We start from the raw sequence: 21,008 nt of genomic DNA, 5'->3' as shown, positions 1-21,008 counted from the left end.
ACGACATGAAGATTCTCGTGCTTATCGATGGTTCGAAGTGGAGCCAGAAGGCGGCTCTGCATGCGATTGGACTGGCAAAGCGGAAGAATGCCGAGGTAGTCCTCTTCTCGGTGCTGGATATCACGGAGGCCAAGGCAATGGCGTTCAATTTCTGCGCCCAGAGCGGAATCTGCGAGCAGTTGAAGGACTACGAAGGCCGGATATGGAAAGATATGCGAAAGAGCATCGAGGACGACCAGAACAGCATCCTCTCCCGCTACCAGGGTGAGAGGGTTCGATGCTCCTCAAAGATTGTCGAAGGCGCAATCAGGGACGAGATTCTCAAGGAGGCAAACTCCAGCGAATACGGGCTGATCGTCATGGGTGCTTTCGGCAGGAGCGGAAAGTCCCGGATCACCGCCCTGCTCGAGCAGATCGGCGGTGCGGTCAAACCGCCGCTGCTCGTCGTCCGGTAACCCTTTTTTTTGGCCGCGGTGATGCGGAGTTCCCTTCGCGGCTTCGCGTCCTTCGCGTGAGACCGTATCGTTGCTCAGCCCCACCATCTCACGCGAAGCCGCGAAGAACGCGAAGACCAAGTTGATTGTGAGTTACGCTCCGGATGAGACATCCGTCGCTCTTCGCGTGAGGCCTGTAGCCTTATCCGGAAACAGGTCGTGAAAACCAGAACTCAAGCACCATCAGGTGCGAGAAAAAAAGTGGTCCCTCGGGCTCATTCCACCTGCTCGAGGTCTTCCGAGAGGTCTCCTGAGAGGTCGACCGTCCAGAAGTCGCCGCCGGACGGGAGCGCCATGGTGAAGTTCATCGTGGTGTCGACCTGCACGGTGCCCTCCGCCATGACCATATCGAGCACGTGGCCGCCGGCGGTGCGGTCGCCGGTGATGAAGTGAAGGTGGTAGCCGGGGACGTTGATCCCCTCTGCGAGGTCCGGCGTCCAGAACCCGACGGCGGTTCCGGTGACGTTCTCAAACGTAAAGACCGTCTGGTTGGCCGTCACATCGGCGAGCCGCGGGTACGGCTTCTCCTGGGCGGGCACGCTCCGGGTCACCACACGCGGGAAGGTGCCGTCCACCCGGATAGCGTAGAAGAGGTTCTCCGAAGGGAACTCCGCCTGCACCCGGCTCTCGAGAGCGGTCAGGTTCACCGGCTCGTCGACCGCGATCGTGATCTCCGGATCGAAGAAGGTCGCTGCCGCGAACGGCGTTGTCGCGTCTCCGACGACCGGATAGGCCCGTCCGTCGACCCGGATCAGGTACCACTCGCCGTCGACGCCGATCAGTTCCCCATCGAGCCGGTCGCCGCACCCGATCCCGAAGTCCCCGTGCCTCGCGAGCTCGTCAAACGTCATGCTCCCGTCGTAAGTGCCCTGGAGCAGCGCATCAATGGTCGAGACCTGAAAGAGCGTATCCCGATCTTCGGACGCGGGGACGGCCGGGAGAGGAGCGGCTGCAAGGCCGATGAGGGTCCCGGCAAGAAGGAAGCCGACGGCAACGACGATGTAACGGAACAACCTGTCCTCAGCCATGATAACCGCCTCACAACTCCCCGATATCCTCGTACCAGAGGTGGGGGTGCTGCTCGATGAACGCGCCCATCATCGCCTTGCAGACGTCGAGGTCCAGATCGAGCACCTCGACACCGTGCGACTCGAGGAACTCCCGCGCTCCCGCGAAATTCACCGATTCCCCGGCCACGATCTTCCCGATCCCGAACTGGACGGCTGCTCCCGCACAGAGGTAGCAGGGCATCAGCGTGGAGTAGAGCGTGCAATCCGCGTAGTTACCGATCCTCCCGGCGTTCCTCAGGCAGTCGATCTCGGCGTGGAGTACGGGGTCGTCAGCCTGGACGCGACGGTTCCGGCCGCGCCCGATGATCCGGCCTTCGCGCACAAGCACCGAGCCGATGGGTATTCCGCCTTCCCGCAGGCTCGTTTCCGCTTCCTCGACTGCGCACTTCATGAATATGTCCATATCCGTCTCCTTTCGGACGCTCAGCCAGGGTATATAAACTGATTGCAACGCCCTATCAAATATAAGAAGACGTTCCTGGATAATAAACGCATACGGGACGAGAACGGCGGCCCGGGGGTCATGGACAGGGTATCCGGACAGGATGAGCCGTCGCCCCTTCAGACGGTCGGGATCTCCCGCTCGGTTCCGATCTCTTCGAGCGCCTGCCGACCGGCAACCCTGACGTCGCGGTCGGCATCGCCGAGGAGGCGCAAAAGGGGTTCCCGGGCCCGCGGGTTGCCTATCCGGCCGAGCGCCCAGGCCGCCATCCTCCGGACCCGGGGTTTCGTGTCGTCGAGCAGCCGGATCAACGGCTCGACCGCCCGGGGATCGCCGATCTTCCCGAGTGCCCAGGCCGCCCCCATCCGAACCCAGGGGCTGTCGTCTTCCAGGCTCCGTATCAGCGGGAGGACAGGTTCGCGTCCATCGAGGAGCCCGAGCGCCTTCGCCGCCTTCCACCGTACTTCGACGTATTCGTCCTCCAGTGCCTCGATGAGCGGCCGTACCGCACGACTGTCGCCGAGCTCCCCGAGCGCGTCCGCAGCCCGCCACCGTTCATTGAGATTCCCGGACGCAAGAATCGAAAGGTGCCTGTGGAGTATCTTCTCCCTATCGAGGCCTTTGGTCTCTCTTCCCGGCACCGGCGGATCCCTCCCTGCCATAGGCCACCTCACGCCCAACTGGGGTCGGCCGGGTATAAGGCTTTGCCAAGGCGGATGCTCACAGGGGTGCATTTTTCTACTCTCCCTGCCTTCACCATAGTATGGAGAGTCCGACGGTTACACCGGAGGGGACGGCGTTTCCCCCGGATCTGGAACGTCTAGGCATCGTTGCCGGGGCGAAGATCGATATCAGAGACCTTGACGCGATGGGTCGCCGCCACAACTTCCACGTCTTCCTCTACTTCGAGGAGGATCTGGTCCGGGACTCCACGCTCCGGGAGGACCTGCAGGAATACGACGACGTTCCCGACCTGGAGCGCCCGTTCGTCAACCTGAATGAATTCCTCCGGTACGCCGCCGAGCAGGACCCTCTCTTCACCCGGCGCCTGGACGAGCTTCCGCTGGTCATCGAAGTCGTGGCCTACGGGGATCTCAGGACAGAGGAGGGCAAACTCATACCGTACGTCAAAGGGCTGATGCCGTTTCTGGACGAACTCACGATGGAAGACACCCAGACTGCATCCTGAACCTTCTTTTTATGAAAGCCTGACGGTACCCGCACCTTTCAGGATATCCAGGCTCACGTCGAAGTTCCTGACCGTATGGGTGAGCGCACCCATGCTGATGATATCGATCCCGGTCGCGGCGTACCCGGCAAGATCGCCGCCGGCGACGCCTCCCGAGACCTCGAGGGTGACCCGCTCCCGGATACCACGGGCGGCCAGCAACCCGACCGCCTCCCGGACGGCGTCCGGCGCCATGTTGTCGAGAAGGATGATATCGGCACCGGCAACCGCAGCCTCGACGGCGTCCCGCGCCGTCTCGACCTCCACCTCGACCGCCCGGTAGCGGCTCCGCTCTTTTGCCTTCCGGACTGCTTCGGCGAGCGGCACCAGCGCGAGGTGGTTGTCCTTGATCAGCACCATATCCGAGAGGCAGTAGCGGTGCGGGTCGCCCCCGCCGAGAGCCACCGCCTTCTTATCGAGCACCCGCAGACCCGGAGCGGTCTTTCGGGTCGCGGCAACCCGAACGTCGGGGGCGACCGCCCGGACGGCTTCGACCGCCTCCCGTGTCCTGGTCGCAATCCCGCTCATCCGCCCGATGATGTTGAGCGCCGTGCGTTCCAGGAGAAGAATCGCCCTTGCGCGGCCTTCGAGTTCAAGGAGAACCGCTCCCGGGGCAACCGCCCTGCCGTCGGGGATACGCTGACGCACCTCGACCCCGAAATGCTCGAAGAGTGCCCATGCTTCCTCGAGGCCTGCGGCGATCCCTGCTTCCTTCGCCCGGATCACCGCCCGGCAGGCGACGTCGGGGACGACCGCTTCTGAGGTGACGTCGCCCCACGGCGCATCCTCCCGGACAAAACGGAGCAGATCCTCGATCGGGATCATTCGCATCACGCTCCGACGGCGATCATCCGCTCGATCGCCTGTCGCGCCCGGTCCATGACCTCTCCGGGGAGGACGACCTCGTGCTCCTCGGACTCGAGTGCCCGGCGGAGATCTTCGAGCGAGATCTTCTTCATATCCGCGCAGACGGCCTCCGGCTTCTCGTAAAAAACCCTTCCGGGGTAAAGCAACCGCAGGCGGGAGGCCATCTCCCGCTCGGTGAAGATCCACCAGGGCTCGTCCCCGCCGGCCGCGGCGTCACGGACCATGCCCCCCGTTGAGGCTATCCGGTCGGCCTGCTCCTGGATCTCCGGCGGGCACTCGGGGTGGCAGACGATCGCACCGCCTTTCCTCCGGGCCGCCTCGACGTCGGCAACGGTGAACCCCGTATGGACGTAGCAGTGCCCGCCGGGAGGCAGGGGGATGATCGTCTTTTCGGGAAGTTCCCGCTGGACGTGTGCCGCGAGGTTTGCGTCCGGCCCGAAGAGGATGGTATCGTTTGGAAGCGATGCTACGACCCGGACCGCGTTTGCCGAGGTGCAGGTGATGTCCGCGAGCGCCTTGCTCTCCGCCGTACTGTTGACGTAGACCACCACGGCCGCGTCGGGGTGCCGCGCCCTCGCCTCCCGGATCATCTCCGGGGTCAGGAAATCGGCAAGCGGGCATCCTGCGTCCTCTACCGGGATGACCACTTTCCGGTCGGGGTTGAGGATCTTTGCTGTCTCGGCCATAAACCGGACACCGCAGACGACGATCAGGTCCGCCGCGGTCTCCTTCGCCTTCACCGCGAGCTCGAGGCTGTCGCCCACCACGTCGGCGAGCGCCTGGATCTCCATGGGCTGGTAGTTATGCGCCATGACGACTGCGTTCTTCTCGGCCTTGAGCGCGCGAATCTCCGTCTCCATTGTTACGTACCCACCACCAGAGGGTTATCGAGGTTCTTTAAGAGCGTCAGGATGGAGAGGGCAGCCATATAGCTCGTCGCCGGGTTATCGGGGCTCGGGACGTTCCTGACCCGGACATAGATGTCCCCGAAGTCGCCTTCGACGAATATCTCATGGATGTTCCTCTCCGCTGCAGGGTCGACCAGGAGTTCCACGTCGGCGTCCCTGCCGGCGGCGAGTCCCAGCGCTACCGCAACGTTGATGTTTTTGGGGTATTGCTTTATACAGTCGTGCGCCAGCCCCTTAAATATCTCTGTCCGGGCTTCGGCAGTCATTCCGAGCGACGCGGGAGGTTTTGTCGTCCGCAGGAGGAGGTGCTTCGGCGGTGAGATCTGGCCGATCTTGAGGTTGTCGAGTCCGGTGATGGCGCCGCTCGGGATCCGGATCTTTTTCCCCGCCTCCCGGGCGGCCTCGATGAGGTGCTCGCGGAACTCGTCGTCCGCAAGAGCCCCCCCGGAGAGGACGACGATATCCCGTCCCGACCGGAGGACCGCCTCGCCGTATGTCCTGACAGCGTCGACCGAGGCGGCTTCCACGACGATCGAGAAGTCCTCCCGCATGAAGGCGTCGAAGTCCGCGTATGGCCGGGCATGGCAGAGTGATGCCAGTTCCTCCGCCCGCCCGGGGATGATATCGAAGACGGCGACGACCCGGATGCTCTCGGCGTGTGTGGCGATGATATGCCCGACGTTGCCGCATCCCAGCAACCCTATTTTAATCATCGAATAAAGAAGTTGTAATGTCAGCGGTTAAGTATTGTGCTCGGCACGAAACCGGCCAGAAGAGGGGCAAACTATCCTCCGACCGATAGGGACAACCGGACCGCCGGGAGCCCGGACCGGCCGCCGACCGCGCGCAGGGAGCGATCATCATCACCTTTGAGAATTTGCAGGGAAGACGGGTCTACATCGAGACCTACGGGTGTACTTACAACCACGCCGACACGCGGAGGCTCGCGGCGATACTGGAAGGTCTCGGGTGTACGATGACCGGGCAGGCAGAGGAGGCGGACACCGTCATCGTCAACACCTGCACGGTGATCGGCGCGACCGAGCGAAAGATGCTCCGGCGCCTGGCGGCGTTCGCCGATCGCGACCTCTACGTAACCGGGTGCATGCCGCTCGTCCAGATGGACGAGATTCGTTCGGTCTGCACCCCGCACGTCATCCGCCCGGACGAGATCCACGAACGATCCGGCGGCGTCGGCACCCGGGGGCCGGGAGCAACCGGCGTGGTGCAGGTGGCGAGCGGGTGCGTTGGACGGTGCAGTTACTGCATCACCCGGCTCGCCCGGGGACAATTGAAAAGTGCACCTGCACGGGAGATCCTCGACGCCGTCCGGGGCCTCGTCGCGTCGGGCGCCTACGAGATCCAGCTGACCGGGCAGGACGTGGCCGCGTGGGGACTCGACCGGGGCGAGTCGCTCCCCGATCTGCTGGGGGAGATCACGGATATCCCCGGGAGGTTCGCCGTCAGGCTGGGGATGATGAACCCGGCCACGGTGCTCGGGATCCTTGAACCGCTCGTCAGGGCTTACGAAAGCGACAAAGTCTTCCGGTTCCTCCACCTCCCCGTCCAGTCGGGCTCCGATACCGTCCTTGAACGGATGCGACGCGGCTACGCTGCGGCCGACGTCGTCCGGATCGTCGACACGTTCCGGGAGCGCTACCCGGATATGATGATCTCCTCCGATTTCATCACCGGGTTTCCCGGGGAGACGGACGAGGAGTTTTCACAGACGCTCGAACTCCTTCGAAGAGCGGCGTTCGTGAAAGTGAACATCACCCGCTACTCCCGGCGGCCCGGAACGCCCGCCGCGGCTCTAAAAGACCTCCCCGAGCGGATACGCAAAGACCGTTCCAGGGCGCTGCTTGCCGGGGCAAACCGGATCTACGACGCCTACAACGAACGCTGGATCGGGCGGGAGACATCGGTCGTCGCGACCGAGAAGAACGCGCCGGGATCGACCGTCTGCCGCAACCCCTGCTACCTCAACGTCGTCGTGGAAGGAGACCTGCCGTTCGGGTTCGCCGGGAAGGCGGTGATAACCGGGAACCGCCGGCACTACGTCACCGCCGGACTGATCCCCTCCGGCGACGAAGAGGTTTAGCCCCACCGAAACTTTTTCTTCCGTCAAGGCGTATCATCTTTCCATGCAGGGGATCACCGGGCAAGAACTCTCCTCAAAGAAGGCGGAATACCTCAAATACATCCACATGCAGGGCGACATCGTGAAGACGACCGAGATCGCCGCACACTTCTCCGTCGCGCCCTCGACGGTGACGAAGGCGCTCACGGAGATTGCAAAAGCGGGATACATCGAGCATACGCCCTACCGCGGGGTGAAACTCACGACGCTCGGCACCGAATACGCCCGGTTCCTGGTTCGCCGTCACCGGATCGTCGCCCTGGTGCTCAGCCGCCACGGGCTCGAACCCGAAGAGGCCTGCAGGGAAGCGAAGAAGATCGAGCAGTGCTTCTCGAAGGATCTCACCGACAGGATGTGCACGTCGCTCGGGCACCCGATGATGAGCGTCTGCGGGGAGATCGAGCATGATCACCGCTGCTGCGGTTCTTTCGACGGGTACCGCGGGTGACGGCGGAACGTCTCCTGGTGCGGGGAAAATTTAGATAAATACCAAATTTGGAGTGGAGAACGATGGGACCACAGAACGACAGCATTACCACCCCCCTATCTCTCGTCGCAGCCGTATTCGCGGTTTTTTTGCTGGCGGCAGCCACGGCGGGATGCACCGGCACCGACCGGCAGAATGACGGGAAAGTCGTCGTCGCGGTCACCATACCACCCGAACAGGAGTTCGTAGAACGGGTGGGGGGCGATCGCGTCCGGGTGATCCTGCTGGTGCCGCCGGGAGCCGACCCGCACACCTACGAGCCCCCGCCGGGGGTCCTCGCCGACGTCGCGGAGGCGGATATGTATGCCGTGGTCGGTTCGGGGATCGAGTTCGAACTCGCCTGGCGGGATAAGATCGCCGCCCTGAACCCCGGGATGCTGGTCGTCGACTGTTCGCGCGGCGTCGACCAGATCGCAGCCGGTGAGGGCGATCATGCGGGAACCGATCCCCACATCTGGACGTCCCCGAAGAACGCGAAGGTAATGGTCGAGAACATCCGCGATGGGCTCGCGGAGGTCGACCCGGAGAACGCCGAAGGTTACCGCCGGAACGCCGACGCCTACCTCGGGGAACTCGACGCCCTTGACGCGGAGATCGCCGGTGCGCTCGCTGAATCGGGGATGAAAACGGTCATGGTCTACCACTCGTCGTGGGCCTACCTTGCCCGGGACTACGGGTTTGTCGAAGTGCCGATCGAGAGCGAGGGAAAGGAGCCCTCGCCGCAGAGGATAGAGCACCTCATCAAACAGGCGAAGGAGGAGAAGATCACGGTGATATTCGCGTCGCCCGAGCATTCCACCCGGAGCGCCGAGGTGATCGCGGACGCAATCGGGGGCACCGTGGTGACGGTGAGCCCGCTCGCGAAAGACTACCTCGCGAACATGCGGCACGTGGCCCGGGCATTCGCGGAGAGCGGCGAGCCATGACCGTTCCCGTGATCGAGGTCGAGGACGTCCGAGTCAGGCTGCGCGGCCATACCGTTCTCGAAGACGTGAACCTCGCCGTCCACCAGGACGACTTCTACGCGATCATCGGGCCGAACGGCGGCGGGAAGACGACGCTTCTCAAGGTGATCCTCGGTCTCCTCCAACCTTCCTGCGGCACGGTCAGGATCCTCGGCGGCACGGGGGCGGCGGCGAGGAAGGAACTCGGTTACGTCCCCCAGTTCCGGACGTTCGACTTCGAGTATCCCATCACCGTGCGGGAGATGGTCATCTCCGGCCGCCTCGGCCACATCACCCGGTTCCCGCGGCGTTACGGGGCCGAAGACCATGCCCGGACGGAGGAAGCGCTCAGGATGATGGGCATCGCCGATCTCGCCGACCGGCAGATCCGGGATCTCTCCGGCGGGGAGCAGCAGCGGGCGATCATCGCCCGGGCGCTCGTCGGCGACCCGAAAGTGCTGCTCCTCGACGAACCGACGGTCTACGTGGACGCCCCGACAGCGGCGCAGTTCTACAGTATCCTCGACCGACTCCGCGAACGGATGGCGATCGTCCTCGTGACCCACGACATCGGGGTGATCCCGGAGCACGTGACCCGGGTCGCCTGTTTAAACCGGCGCCTCTACACGCACGACACGAACGAGATCACGCCGGATATGCTCGAAGCCGCATACCACTGCCCGGTCGATCTCATCGCCCACGGGGTTCCGCACAGGGTCTTTTCGGAGCACGCGGAGGAGGAGTGAGCATGTTCGAGATTCTCGGGTTTGAGTTCTTCAGAAACGCCCTCATCGCCGGGGTGCTCGCAAGCGTAGCCTGCGGCATCATCGGCACCTACGTCGTGGTGCGGCGCATGGTCTCGGTCAGCGGCGGCATATCCCACGCGGCCTTCGGCGGGATCGGCCTCGGCTACTACCTCGGGATAGACCCGCTCCTCGGCGCGACCGCCTTTACCGTGGCGACGGCGCTCGGGATGGGCACGCTCCAGCTCCGTGCCCGGCAACAGATGGACACCATCATCGGTGCGGTCTGGGCGGCGGGGATGGCCATCGGGATCCTCTTTGTCTACTTAACCCCGGGATTCGCCCCCGATCTCTTCTCCTACCTCTTCGGGAACATCCTCCTCGTCCCAAGGGGAGACATCCTGCTGATGGGAGTGCTCGTCGTTATCATCGTCGCCGTCGTGGCCCTCCTCTACCGGGAACTCCAGGCGGTCACCTTCGACCCGGACTATGCGACGGTCATGAACCTCCCGGTCGAGCGGCTCTCGCTCCTCCTCCTCGTGCTGATTGCGCTGACGGTGGTGATGCTGATCCGGGTGGTGGGGATCATCCTGGTGATCGCACTCCTGACGCTCCCGGCGGCGATCAGCCGCCTCTACACCACCCGGATCCGGAGCATGATGCTCCTCGCCGTCATCCTCGGCATCGCCTTCACCATTGCGGGGATCCTGCTCTCCTACCTCCTCGACGTCCCCTCGGGCGCGACGATCATTCTCGTGAGCACGGTCGCGTATGCGGGCGCCCTCGTGACCGAGCGCCTCCGGCAGGGCGACTAGCAGGACAAACCGGTGCGCTTATGCCGGCATACGCGAGAGGTGAGTGAGCAATGGATCCGATCATCGAAGAGGGATACGCCCGCCTCCTCGAAACCCTTGAGGAACTGCAGGCGAAGAAGGAAGAGTCGGCCTCGGAACTCCGGGGCAACATGGGTGCCCTTCTTGCGCGGATGGCTGCCGATACGGCGCCGGTCGTGAAACAGATCGGGCTCGAGATGCTCCGGCGCGCAAAGAGGGAGGCGTCGGGGGATCTCTACGACCAGGAGTTCTACGAGAAGAAGATGGTCGTTCTCGGAAAAGGCGACCCGCTCCCCTACCGCCCCGACGACCCGACAAAGCCCGTCGATGCGCAGATCTGTGTCCTCGACGAGGACGGGGCCTTCCACGAACTGATGTATACCAACACCGATATCCGGACGGATTCCTACCTCGCCCCACTCGCGCCGGATGAGGCGTTCGACATCTACGGCTACGAACTCGTCTTCATGCTCTACCGGGCGCTCTACGAGTACGCGAAGAAGGACGAGGAACTGACGGCCGCGCTCGCGCGGACGCTCGAGTATATCGGTTCCTGAAAAACATTTTTTTGAGACGCGCCCCTGGATATCGAGGGAGGGCCGGGTTTAGCGGGCCGCCCTGGGGGTTTTAATTGCTGCATGCGTGCTGCAATAGACGGACAGACAGGACTCATTAAAAGCCCGGTGCAGTGGACCGTGGTGGGTGCGAGGAGGGGCTGACGGGGAGTGCGAGCGAAGCGAGCTTGAGCACCGGAGGTGCGAAGGGGGGTGCGCCCCCCTCGAAGAACTTCGTTCTTCTCATGCTCCCTTCGGTCGCACTCCCCATTGTCCCCACCCCCCGTGGCGATATCCAATGGAAATCCGTGCACGGGTTCGTGGTGTCCCTATGAGCAATCGGCGAGACACCCCGAGGCTTCGGCAGGCTTTGGCACCCGCAGGACATAGTGGGGCGACCGGCAGAGGCAGTCCACCGTTATCAATACGCTGCCTTCCCCCGCCCCTAACCCTTCACCGGCGCCCGAAGATGGGAATGAGCGGTTCGGTGATATCGTGCCCGGCCCCGAGCGCCGTGAGAGGATACGTGCGCTGAAACTGCTGCCCGTCGGCGTTTTCGTAGGTGACGACCGCTTTTGCCTCCGAGACCATCGACGCCAGACTGAATCCGGACTCCTCGTCCGGGTCGAGCGAGGCGACCTCGAAATCGATGTCGAGCGGGACGAGAGCGACGCGGATGTTCTGCGCCTTCGCGGTCCCCGTATTGGTGACGATGATCTCCCGCGCATCCTCGGAGAGATCCACGGTGACGAGCGGGTAGTTCCCCGTGTCTCCCATGATATGGAGACTCATCAGGATAGCGATCATGAGCACCAGCGCTATGAGGCCGAAAAAAGGCTCGATGAAAAACAACGCGAGCGCAATGAGGCCACCCACCACCAGAACGGTCTTCTGGTTCTTATCCATGCTAATGGGTTGGTTCGCCGGGAATTATAAGAGTAGGTTTTTGTGCGGGAGCGGCGGGACGCAGTCCGGGCGCCGTGCCCGGGAGCCACCCGCGTTCATCATCGAGGAAGGGCAACACGACCATATACCGTCATCGCGAAGTACGTACGAGACAGTATGCTTGAGTTGAAGTTCGTTCGTGCACACCCCGAGATCGTCCGGGCAGACCTCACGAAGAGAGGAGACACCGAGAAACTGGCCTGGGTCGACGAGGTGCTGGAGATGGACAGGAGGGCACGGGAACTCACCGTTGCGATCGGGGATCTCCGCAACCGGAGAAACGTCATTTCCCGCGAGATCAGCCAGGCGAGGAAGGCGGGGAACGATATCACCGAGCTCCTCGCCGAAGCCGCAGGCCTCCCGGAACGGATCAAGGAGGGGGAGGCGGAACGCGAGACGCTCACCGAGGCGGTGCGGTACCGCCTGATGCGGCTCCCGAACATCCTCCACGAGAGCGTGCCCGTCGGCAAGGACGATACCGAGAACGTCGAGATCCGGCGCTGGGGCGAACCGTTGGTCCCCGCGTTCGACCTGGAAAACCACGGCGCGCTCGCCGTCGAGCACGGTTGGGCGGACTTCGAACGCGCGGCGAAGATTGCCGGGGCCGGGTTCTACTTCTTAAAAGGCAGGCTCGCCCTGCTCGATATGGCGCTCCAGCGGTTTGCGATGGACATCCTTGTTGAGCGCGGGTATACCCCGATCATCCCGCCCTACATGATGAACCGGGCAGCATACGAGGGCGTGACCGATCTGGCCGACTTCGAGAACGTCATGTACAGGATCGACGGCGAGGACGAGTACCTGATCGCGACGAGCGAGCACCCGATGGCCGCGATGTACTGCGACGAGATCTTCGAGGAGAAGGATCTCCCGCTCCGGCTTGCGGGCCTGAGCCCGTGCTTCCGGCGCGAGATCGGGGCGCACGGGCTCGATACGAAAGGGCTCTTCCGGGTCCACCAGTTCCACAAGGTGGAGCAGTTCGTCTACGCGACGCCGGAGCAGTCCTGGGACCTTCACGAGGAACTGATGGCAAACGCCGAGGAGGTCTTCCAGCGGCTCGGCCTCCCCTACCGGATTGTCTCGATCTGCACGGGGGATATCGGGACCGTCGCCGCAAAGAAGTACGACCTCGAGGTCTGGATGCCGCGCGAGGAGCGCTACCGTGAAGCGGTCTCGTGCTCGAACTGCACGGCCTACCAGGCGGTCAGGCTGAACATCAAGGTGCGCAACCCGACCGAGTTCACCGAGAAGCGCTACGTGCATACCCTGAACAGCACCGCGATCGCGACCTCCCGCGCGATCCGGGCGATCCTCGAGAACAACCAGAACGAGGACGGTTCGGTCACCATCCCCGAGGCCCTCAGGCCCTACCTCTACGGCGAGGAGACGCTGTAGGCGTCCGGGGTCTGCAGGAGATCGACAACACTTTTTTTTGGTTCGCGTTGTACAGCCGCCCCCGGCAACAGGCATCCCGCGTTGCCAGCGTTCTTCGGCGACATACTGCGTCCCGGAACAAAGAAAAAGAGGAGGAGACTGTTTCTCTCCGCCCCGCCCCTCACGGGATCGTCCTGACAATCCGCTCCTTCGTCACCTTCCCGGCGATGAAGCGGGCGAGGGCGAGGAGCGCGAGCCCGACCGCCGCGAGGACCGCCTCCGTCGCCGCCGAGATGCCTGATTCGGCCGGCACAATCTGCTGGAACAGGACTATGAGGAAGATGAACCCGAATATGAAGACGAACCCGAGGATCTGGTTCTCCCGCATCCCGAGCGCGAGCTGGGCGGCACCGATCAGCCCGGCCGAGGCGCCGATCCAGATCGGGACGACGGCTACGAAGTGAAGGATGAGCAGGGGCTCGGCGGCGATGGAGACGCCGGTGAGGCCGGAGATCGCCGCGACGCTTACTGCGGCCGAGAGAAGCATCATCACGTAGGCCGGGACGGTGACCCCGGCGGCCTTCCCCTCCCAGAGACGCTGGAGCGAGACCGGGGCGCAGAGGAGCGTCTCGATAGTGCCGTCCCGCTTCTCGCGGAGGAAGGCGTCGGCGCAGAAGAGGTAGCCAAGGAAGACCGCGACCGGGAGGGTGATCGTGGTGATGCCGGCGGTGACGGCCGCGGCGTCGCCTTCCGCGCCCGCAGCGATCCCGAGCGCGGACATGACCGGGAACCAGATGGAGAAGATGAACGCGGTGATGAGGGCGCTCCGGTTCCGGAGGGCGAGCCGTATCTCGCGCCGGGCGATGACGGCAAACGTGCTCATGCCCCGCCCTCCGCCTGGCCGACGTGTTCGAGATAGATCTCCTCAAGCGACCGGGACGACCGGCGGACTTCCTCGATCCGGAACCCCGCCCCGACGAGGGCCGCGACGAGATCCGGTGTCGCACCCGGGTCGGCGAGGGTGCAGCGGAGGTGGTCGCCGTCCGCGTCGCATTCCGTGACGTACGGCAGGTTCCCCACGACCTCGCACGCGCGATCGCCGGGGCCGGCAAGGGAGAGCGTCACGGCCGGGCGGCCGGAGGCCCTGGTGAGGTTTGCCACCGAATCGAATGCCCGGATCCTGCCCTCGGCGAGGATCGCGACCGTGGAGCAGATCCGCTGGACCTCGTCGAGATGGTGGGAGTTTAAGAACACGGTCATCTCCTCCCGCCGGGAGAGTTCGACGATGAGGTCGCGGACCATCCTCTGTGCGCCGGGGTCGAGGCCGGATGACGGTTCGTCGAAGAAGACCACCTCGGGCCGGTGGAGGATCGCCCGGGCGATACCGAGTTTCCGCTTCATGCCGGTCGAGAACGTCCCGACCGGGTCGTCCCGCCGGTCGGCGAGATCGACGAGTGCGAGGAGTTCGTCGATCCTCTCCGCAGGGTCTTCGACGCCGTAGAGCCCGGCGTAGTAGGCCAGGTTGCCGGCGGCACTCATCCGGTCGGCAAGACCGTTGTTCTCGAAGAGCACCCCGACCCGCGCCCGCGCATCGTCGTCGGCGGCGAGGTCCCGCCCGAGGACCCGGACCTCGCCCGCGCCGGGGGCGAGCAGGCCGAGCAGGATCCGGATCGTCGTGGTCTTTCCGGCACCGTTCGGCCCGAGGTAGCCGAATATCTCGCCGTGCCCGACGGTGAACGAGACGTCGCGGAGAATATCGCGGCCGTCGAAGGAACGCGAGAGCCCCCGGACCTCGACGGCGTTCACGCCCACCCCCTCCTCCCGCGCCGCACGGCGCAGGGCCGGGAGGGGGCGGGATGGGTATCGGGAGTTATGCGGAGAAGTTCGGTCGCATGACCGTTGGTAACCATAGAGATAATTCACCGTGGAGAGCGTAAATAAGTGACTTCCCCCATGAAAGGCAGAAATGGGAAACCCTATCCTGCCGTGGACGATAAACTCTCTTCATGCGCCGCAAGACCCGCTGCAGGGTCCGGCGGTTCTAAAAGGAGCCACTACCATGGAGTTCGCTTACGGCATCGACGACCGGCCGCGACCGGCATCGCTCCTCATCTTCGGCCTGCAGTGGCTCGCGGTGAGCGTGCCGGCCATCCTCATCATCGGCAAGGTGCTGGCCGCCCTCCAGACCGAAGGGTCAGCCATTCCCTACCTTCAGAAACTCTTCCTCCTCAGCGCCCTGGTGCTGCTCGCGCAGATCTACCTCGGCCACAGGCTCCCCCTGGTGCTCGGCCCGGCGACGGTGCTCCTGATCGGCATCCTTGCAAGCCTTGAAGGCGGTTTTGCAGCGATCAACGCATCGATCCTGATCGGCGGGCTCCTCCTTGCAGGGATAGCGGCAGTCGGTCTCTTTGAGTATCTCAAACGCCTCTTCACGCCCCGGGTGATCGCGGTCGTCCTCATGCTGATCGCGTTCACCCTCGCACCCACCATCCTCAACCTGATCACGGACGGGGGCGGCACGGTTCCGGCGACGCAGACCTTCCTCTTCGCCGTCGCGTTTGCCCTCGCCCTCTTCATTGCAAACGGGCGCCTGAAGGGGATATGGAAGTCGACCCTGGCGCTCTGGGCGATCATCTTCGGGACGCTCTCTTACATCGTCCTCTTTGGTCCGGTTCCCCTGCCGCCAGAAGGCACCGCGCTGCTTGCGCTCCCTCCCAGCCTGTTCGCGCCGCTCGCCCTGCCCGATGCCGGGGTGCTCGCAGCGTTCCTGATCTGCTACCTCGCGCTTGCCACGAACGACCTCGGGTCGATCCAGTCGGTGGGCAGTTTGCTCAAGGCCGACGGAATGGGCGAACGGGTGAACCGCGGGGTGGCCGTCACCGGTCTCGGGAACGCCCTCGCGGGCGTTACAGGAGTGATCGGCCCGGTGAACTTCTCGCTCTCCCCGGGCATCATCGCCGCCACCGGGTGCGCGTCCCGGTTCGCCCTCGTCCCGGCCGCGATAGCGATTGCGCTCATGGCCGGATCGCCGCTTGCCATCGGCTACCTGGAGAGCATCCCCGCGCCGGTCATCGGCGTCGTCCTCGCCTACGTCATGGCCGCCCAGATCGCGGCGGGGCTCATGCTCGGGCAGGAGAGCGGGGCGGTCGGGACGTTCGACGGAGGGCTGATCGTCGGCATTCCCCTCCTTCTCGGGACGCTGGTGGCCTTCCTGCCTCCGGAGGTCGCCGCAGGTCTCCCGGCAATGATCCGCCCCCTGCTCACGAACGGCTTTGTCGTGGGCATCGTCACCGTCCTCGGGCTAGAGCACATCGTTTACCGGCGGCGACCGCAGGAACGAAGCTGAACGGATGCGCTCTTGTATCGCCTCCCGTTTCCCGCGACTCGAAGTGAGAGAGAATATCACCGGATAACCGCAAATGCGGCATGAATTTTGGACAGGCGACCTGGAGAAAGGCATAGCGTAAAGAGAACGGTAGGAAACCGAGATTCGAACGCACGACCTCCCGGTGATCTGCCGGGTGCACTACCTGTTCAAACAACTCCTGAAAACGAGATAATATGAGAAACGATGGGCCCGATGCGATTCGAACGCATGACCTCCCGGTTATCAGCCGGGTGCACCACCAGCTATGCTACGGGCCCGAAACACCTGTATTAGTGCCTATAAATATTGTACAATCTTCAATTTAAAGGTTGTGCAAGGACTCTGCTCCTGAATCGTCGGAGAACGGCGCCGGCAAAGAACAGGCAGGGGCAACGGTTCGGGGCGAACTCCAGGGATCGGTACCCACCCGGAGCATGGCCGCATCGAGGACGCAACCGCCAATCCTCCCTGGTGAACGATGGTGCGCAAAGATACGGCCCGTCGTGACTATCCCGCAATACCCGGCGTTTCGGCACCGGAATGTTCCGGACAGGCATCCAAAGGGCTATGTTGAAAACCGATGATAGAAGTATAGTTGAGTGGAACAATGGCAATACGATACCTACTCGGAAACGAGGGCATCGCTCACGCATGCCTGGAGGCAAACATCGATTTTGCCAGCGGCTACCCGGGAACGCCGTCCTCCGAAGTGATCGATATCCTCCGGGTGCAGAAGGAGCGGCCTTTCACCGTGGAATGGTCCACGAACGAGAAGGTCGCCTTCGAGAACGCGCTCGCCGCCGCCTGGTGCGGGGTCCGCGCACTCTGCACCATGAAGCACGTCGGGCTGAACGTGGCGGCCGATCCCCTGATGACGAGCGCATACACCGGGGTTACCGGCGGGTTCGTCGTCCTCTCCGCCGACGACCCCTTCGCGCACAGCTCCCAGAACGAGCAGGACACCCGGCGCTACGCGCATTTCGCCCGGCTCCCCTGCCTCGACCCGGCATCGGTCCAGGAGGCGCACGATATGATGCGGGACGCCTTTGCTCTCTCCGAGGAGTTCGGCCTGCCGGTCATCTTCCGCCCCACCACCCGGATCTGCCACTCGAAGAGCGACGTCGACCTTGGAGAGGTCGGTACCGAATACCGGACCGCTGCCTTCCAGCGCGACCCGAAGCAGTACGTGGTCATCCCCGCGCACACCCGGGTGCTGCATAAGGTCCTGAACGAGAAACAGCCGGCACTTAAACGGCGGCTGGTCGAGCTCGGCTACAACCGCCACATAATCCGGGGCAAAACAGCAGTCATCACGAGCGGCGTCTCGGCCGCCTACGTCCAGGAGGTGCTACCTGACGACGTCTCGCTCGCGGTCGTCGGCGCCTACCCGATCGACGAAGAGTGGCTGACGGACTTCGTCGACCGGCACGAGAAGGTTCTCGTCGTCGAAGAGCTCGACCCGGTCGTTGAGGAGGCGGTGCGCCAGGTGGCGACGAAGACCGAGGTCTTCGGCAAGATGACCGGCACGGTCCCGTACGAAGGGGAGTTCACCCCGGCGATCGTCGCCGCCGCGCTCCAGAAGGCGGGCATGACCCCCACGGCGGCTTTCCCGCCGGCCGCCCCGGTCCCGGGTGTCCCGCCCCGTCCGCCGATCCTCTGCGCCGGGTGCATGCACCGGCCGACGTTTTACGCGATGCGGAAGGTCTTCCGCGACGGCATCTTCCCGAGCGACATCGGGTGCTACACCCTCGGGCTCCAGCTCGGCGCGGTGGACACCACCATCTGCATGGGCGCCTCGATCACCGTCGGGAGCGGGATCGCCCGGTCGGGGGAGGAGCGCCCCGTGGTCTCGACCATCGGCGACTCGACGTTCCTGCACACGGGAATACCGGGACTCCTGAACGCCGTCTACAACGGCGCCGATATGATCGTCGTCATTCTGGACAACCGGATCACCGCCATGACCGGCCACCAGCCAAACCCCAACACCGGACTGACCGCGACGGGCGAGGAGAGCACCCCGATATCGCTCGATGCGATCTGCCGGTCGTGCGGGGTCTCCTGGGTCGAGACGGTCGACCCCTACGACCTTCCGGTGCTCCTCGACACCTTCCGAAAGGCGAAGGAGAGGAGGGGCGTCCGGGTCGTCATCGCAAAGCAGCCCTGCGTCATCACCGCACGCAAAAGCGGGATCAAGCGCAAGGCCTATGCGGTCGACCCCGAACGGTGCACGGGCTGCGGCGCCTGCCGGTCGTTCGGCTGCCCGGCGATCGCGTTCGTCGGGAAGACCGCAACGATTACCGAACTCTGCGCCGGGTGCGGCGTCTGCGCGGACATCTGTCCGTCGGGCGCGATCATCCTGGAGGGACGGCGATGAAACCCTCGTTCGATATCCTGATCGTCGGTATCGGCGGCCAGGGAACCGTTCTCGCCTCGAACGTCCTCGGCGAGGCCTGCATCCTCGAGAACCGGACCGTCAGGAGCGCCGAGACCCACGGGATGGCGCAGCGCGGCGGGTCGGTGGAGAGCCACATCCGCATCGACGGGAAGCACGGTTCCCTGATCGTGCCGGGGACGGCCGATCTTCTCGTCGCCTTCGACCTCCTCGAGGCCCTCCGCTACCGGCATTACCTCCCGGCAGGAGGGAAACTGGTCGTGAACCGGAACCTGGTCGTCCCGACGTCGGTCTACCAGCAGGGCATCGACGTCCCCGACGAGGAGAGCATCCTCGCCGCGCTCGCCGACCTCGACGTCACCTGCATCGACGCCGCGGCCCTCGCAGAGGAGGCGGGGAGCATCCTCTCGCAGAACATCGTGATGCTCGGCGCAGCGTCGGGCGATATCCCCCTCCGGCCCGAGACCCTCGAAGAGGCGGTGCGGCGGTGCGTGCCGCCAAAGACCGTCGAGGTCAACGCCGCAGCCTTCCGGCTCGGCCGGGAGAAGGGCGGCGGCACGCCCTGAGCGAGATCCACCCCCCACCCCTATTTTACCGCAGAACGGGGTGCCGTAACCTGTATAACTCATCCTGCCGAGCTGGTATGCCATGAGCGAGCGGGGTAGCGTTGAAGGGCCGTTAGCGGTCGACGATGCCGGGCGCGAGCGGCAGCTCGCGTTCTTCGAGAAGCCGGAGGTTCCTGACTATATCCAGCAAATCGTCGAGTCCTACATCGAGAAGAAGACCGCCAAGTCCCGGGACGATCCGGTCGTGCTCGACCGGATGCGTAACGCCATCCTCGCCCAGAAGAGCCGCTACTGGAAAGAGAAACGGGTGAGTTACCGGAAGGCCTACCAGGTTCTCGGCTACCTGGCCTACCATGCGCCGGTCTATCTGGTGCAGTTCGAGCACATCCTCTGGCAGGTCATCAATCAGGGGCTCGCAAAACCCCGGATGCGCATCCTCGATCTCGGCACCGGGCCGGGAGTCGTGCCGCTCGCCGTCATCGATCTCCTCGGGCGGATAGGGAGCGGCTCCGCGGAGGTCTACGCCGTCGAACGATCCGAAGAGCACCTCGAGGCCTACAACGCCCTCGTCCCGGCCGCCGCCGCGGCGCGAGGAAACGCCGTGCGGGTGCATAAACCCATCCGCGCCGACATCGGGGCGCTCGAGGCCGGGGACCTGCCTGACCGGATAGACCTCATGGTCTTCTCGAACGTCTTAAACGAACTCCGCCACCTCGATATCGACCGGCGGGCCGACCTCGTCGCCGGTCTCACCGAACGGCTCGCGCCCGACGGGACGATCGTCGTCGTGGAGCCCGCCGACCTCGCGAACTCCACCGCCATGCGGCAGACCGTGCGGGCGATCGCGGACCGGGGCCTTACCGTCTACAGCCCCTGCTCGTTCATCCGGGGAACCGCCTGCAACCCCGCCCGGTGCTGGACGTTCGAGCAGAAAGGCAACATCCGCCCGACCCGGCTGATGGAGCGTCTCGCGGCGGGGAAAGACGGCTACCGGTTCATAAACGTCGATATCAAATATTCATCGGCGCTCCTGCGCAAAGACACAAAGACACAGCACGCCTACCGCGTCCCGCCGGGGGCGAAGTTCGCTCCCCTCTCCCACCTCCGCCGTCACCGCGACAAAAAGATCAATGTCGTCGCCGCGCTGATGTCCAGGAACCTCGGGGATAACCGGACGAAGGTCTACAAGGTCTGCGACGGGACGCCCGCGGACCCCACCTACGCCGTCGTCCCGGCGACCCTCCGCGGCACGAACCGCGACGCGCTCGAAGGTCTCCCCTACGGCGAGATCGTCCGGCTCTACGGGGTTCTCGTCCGGTTCAACCGCGACCACGATGCCTACAACCTGGTCGTCCTGCCGGGGACGCGGATCGAGCCGGTTGGGTGTTCGGGGGGAGAAGGGGGCAGGCTGGCGGATATGTAAGCAGGAGTTACTCCTCCTGCCGGCACTCAGGTATAGTTACCGTCATCTTATCACAGGCGAGAAGAGAAAACAGGAACCGATTGCAGAACGGGCTCTTCGATAGCACCTCAGAGCAGTAAGAGCTCGATAAAAACCCGATCAACTGGACCGTGGTGGCTATCGCGTCTGGGGGAGGGGTTTCAGGGGAGGGGGGAGACCCCCCTCGAAACTCCTTCGAGTTTCTCATGC

General features: G+C 64.2%; 23 protein-coding genes and 1 tRNA gene. 13 read left to right on the top strand and 11 right to left on the bottom strand.

The features are described from left to right. Positions 1–5 precede the first annotated feature (5 nt). Positions 6–455 carry a universal stress protein gene (locus EI28_RS08065; RefSeq protein WP_048114121.1) on the top strand — a complete coding sequence of 150 codons (450 nt, stop codon included), beginning with the start codon at positions 6–8 and terminating at the stop codon, positions 453–455. Positions 456–709: 254 nt separating this feature from the next. On the opposite strand, the gene budA is transcribed toward EI28_RS08065, so the two are convergent. The 3 genes from budA to EI28_RS08050 all read right to left on the bottom strand — a co-directional run bounded on the left by budA (position 710) and on the right by EI28_RS08050 (position 2,668). Next, on the bottom strand, positions 710–1,522 hold the full coding sequence (gene budA / locus EI28_RS08060) for an acetolactate decarboxylase (RefSeq protein ID WP_052379705.1): 813 nt from the start codon (positions 1,520–1,522) through the stop codon (positions 710–712). A 10-nt stretch (positions 1,523–1,532) separates the two neighbouring features. Next, entirely contained in the window at positions 1,533–1,967 is a 435-nt protein-coding gene (locus EI28_RS08055) for a nucleoside deaminase (protein ID WP_048114111.1), read from the bottom strand. A 158-nt stretch (positions 1,968–2,125) separates the two neighbouring features. Next, complete coding sequence (locus tag EI28_RS08050; RefSeq protein WP_048114110.1) at positions 2,126–2,668, bottom strand: HEAT repeat domain-containing protein; 543 nt, start codon at positions 2,666–2,668, stop codon at positions 2,126–2,128. Positions 2,669–2,769: 101 nt separating this feature from the next. On the opposite strand from EI28_RS08050, the gene EI28_RS08045 reads away from it, so the two are divergent. Then, a complete protein-coding gene (locus tag EI28_RS08045) occupies positions 2,770–3,195 on the top strand; it encodes a hypothetical protein (protein ID WP_048114109.1) in 426 nt (141 codons plus the stop codon). 9 nt (positions 3,196–3,204) lie between these two features. Here the strand turns inward: EI28_RS08045 and nadC are convergent, their stop codons facing one another. Genes nadC through nadX form a run of 3 tightly spaced genes read right to left on the bottom strand, consistent with a single transcriptional unit; the run spans position 3,205 to position 5,722 of the window. Next, a complete protein-coding gene (nadC, locus tag EI28_RS08040; protein WP_048114108.1) occupies positions 3,205–4,059 on the bottom strand; it encodes a carboxylating nicotinate-nucleotide diphosphorylase in 855 nt (284 codons plus the stop codon). 5 nt (positions 4,060–4,064) lie between these two features. Further along, entirely contained in the window at positions 4,065–4,961 is an 897-nt protein-coding gene (nadA, locus tag EI28_RS08035) for a quinolinate synthase NadA (RefSeq protein WP_048114107.1), read from the bottom strand. Between the two features lie 2 nt (positions 4,962–4,963). Further along, complete coding sequence (gene nadX, locus EI28_RS08030) at positions 4,964–5,722, bottom strand: aspartate dehydrogenase (RefSeq protein WP_048114106.1); 759 nt, start codon at positions 5,720–5,722, stop codon at positions 4,964–4,966. 164 nt (positions 5,723–5,886) lie between these two features. Here nadX and EI28_RS08025 point away from each other — a divergent pair, with 164 nt between their 5' ends. The 6 genes from EI28_RS08025 to EI28_RS08000 all read left to right on the top strand — a co-directional run bounded on the left by EI28_RS08025 (position 5,887) and on the right by EI28_RS08000 (position 10,713). Beyond that, on the top strand, positions 5,887–7,110 hold the full coding sequence (locus EI28_RS08025) for a tRNA (N(6)-L-threonylcarbamoyladenosine(37)-C(2))-methylthiotransferase (RefSeq protein WP_231476658.1): 1,224 nt from the start codon (positions 5,887–5,889) through the stop codon (positions 7,108–7,110). A gap of 43 nt (positions 7,111–7,153) precedes the next feature. Next, positions 7,154–7,597, top strand: a complete 444-nt coding sequence (locus EI28_RS08020; protein ID WP_048114104.1) for a metal-dependent transcriptional regulator — start codon at positions 7,154–7,156, stop codon at positions 7,595–7,597. Between the two features lie 62 nt (positions 7,598–7,659). Then, complete coding sequence (locus tag EI28_RS08015) at positions 7,660–8,562, top strand: metal ABC transporter solute-binding protein, Zn/Mn family (RefSeq protein ID WP_048114103.1); 903 nt, start codon at positions 7,660–7,662, stop codon at positions 8,560–8,562. Continuing rightward, positions 8,559–9,326 (top strand): metal ABC transporter ATP-binding protein, encoded by a 768-nt coding sequence (locus tag EI28_RS08010; RefSeq protein ID WP_048114102.1) that lies wholly within the window; start codon positions 8,559–8,561, stop codon positions 9,324–9,326. Before EI28_RS08015 ends, EI28_RS08010 begins: the two co-directional genes overlap by 4 nt. A gap of 2 nt (positions 9,327–9,328) precedes the next feature. Then, positions 9,329–10,138: a metal ABC transporter permease gene (locus EI28_RS08005; protein ID WP_048114101.1), complete on the top strand. Its 810-nt coding sequence runs from the start codon at positions 9,329–9,331 to the stop codon at positions 10,136–10,138. A 50-nt stretch (positions 10,139–10,188) separates the two neighbouring features. Then, positions 10,189–10,713, top strand: a complete 525-nt coding sequence (locus tag EI28_RS08000) for a hypothetical protein (protein ID WP_048114100.1) — start codon at positions 10,189–10,191, stop codon at positions 10,711–10,713. 450 nt (positions 10,714–11,163) lie between these two features. On the opposite strand, the gene EI28_RS07995 is transcribed toward EI28_RS08000, so the two are convergent. Then, positions 11,164–11,616, bottom strand: a complete 453-nt coding sequence (locus EI28_RS07995) for a hypothetical protein (RefSeq protein WP_048114099.1) — start codon at positions 11,614–11,616, stop codon at positions 11,164–11,166. Between the two features lie 156 nt (positions 11,617–11,772). On the opposite strand from EI28_RS07995, the gene serS reads away from it, so the two are divergent. After that, positions 11,773–13,050: a serine--tRNA ligase gene (serS, locus tag EI28_RS07990; RefSeq protein ID WP_048114098.1), complete on the top strand. Its 1,278-nt coding sequence runs from the start codon at positions 11,773–11,775 to the stop codon at positions 13,048–13,050. 160 nt (positions 13,051–13,210) lie between these two features. Here the strand turns inward: serS and EI28_RS07985 are convergent, their stop codons facing one another. Further along, positions 13,211–13,912: an ABC transporter permease gene (locus tag EI28_RS07985; protein WP_048114097.1), complete on the bottom strand. Its 702-nt coding sequence runs from the start codon at positions 13,910–13,912 to the stop codon at positions 13,211–13,213. Next, on the bottom strand, positions 13,909–14,835 hold the full coding sequence (locus EI28_RS07980) for an ABC transporter ATP-binding protein (protein WP_048114119.1): 927 nt from the start codon (positions 14,833–14,835) through the stop codon (positions 13,909–13,911). Before EI28_RS07980 ends, EI28_RS07985 begins: the two co-directional genes overlap by 4 nt. 253 nt (positions 14,836–15,088) lie before the next feature. Between EI28_RS07980 and EI28_RS07975 the strand changes: the two genes are divergently transcribed. After that, positions 15,089–16,375, top strand: a complete 1,287-nt coding sequence (locus EI28_RS07975; protein WP_048114096.1) for a uracil-xanthine permease family protein — start codon at positions 15,089–15,091, stop codon at positions 16,373–16,375. 226 nt (positions 16,376–16,601) lie between these two features. On the opposite strand, the gene EI28_RS07970 is transcribed toward EI28_RS07975, so the two are convergent. After that, positions 16,602–16,674, bottom strand: a tRNA-Ile gene (locus EI28_RS07970). A 329-nt stretch (positions 16,675–17,003) separates the two neighbouring features. On the opposite strand from EI28_RS07970, the gene iorA reads away from it, so the two are divergent. From iorA to EI28_RS07955, 3 genes are all read left to right on the top strand, one after another. Continuing rightward, a complete protein-coding gene (gene iorA, locus EI28_RS07965) occupies positions 17,004–18,773 on the top strand; it encodes an indolepyruvate ferredoxin oxidoreductase subunit alpha (RefSeq protein ID WP_048114095.1) in 1,770 nt (589 codons plus the stop codon). Beyond that, positions 18,770–19,357, top strand: a complete 588-nt coding sequence (locus EI28_RS07960; RefSeq protein WP_048114094.1) for an indolepyruvate oxidoreductase subunit beta — start codon at positions 18,770–18,772, stop codon at positions 19,355–19,357. The genes iorA and EI28_RS07960 overlap by 4 nt, the downstream gene beginning before the upstream one ends. 82 nt (positions 19,358–19,439) lie before the next feature. Beyond that, entirely contained in the window at positions 19,440–20,780 is a 1,341-nt protein-coding gene (locus EI28_RS07955) for a small ribosomal subunit Rsm22 family protein (protein ID WP_048114093.1), read from the top strand. Positions 20,781–20,787: 7 nt separating this feature from the next. On the opposite strand, the gene EI28_RS14830 is transcribed toward EI28_RS07955, so the two are convergent. Continuing rightward, positions 20,788–21,008: hypothetical protein (locus EI28_RS14830; protein ID WP_231476654.1), on the bottom strand; the 221-nt coding region annotated here is incomplete at its 5' end.

The sequence above is a fragment of the Methanoculleus sp. MH98A genome, from assembly GCF_000691865.1.
GTDB lineage: Archaea > Halobacteriota > Methanomicrobia > Methanomicrobiales > Methanoculleaceae > Methanoculleus.
Note: the sequence above shows the minus strand (reverse complement) of the source record. Positions and strands in the feature narration are given on the sequence as shown.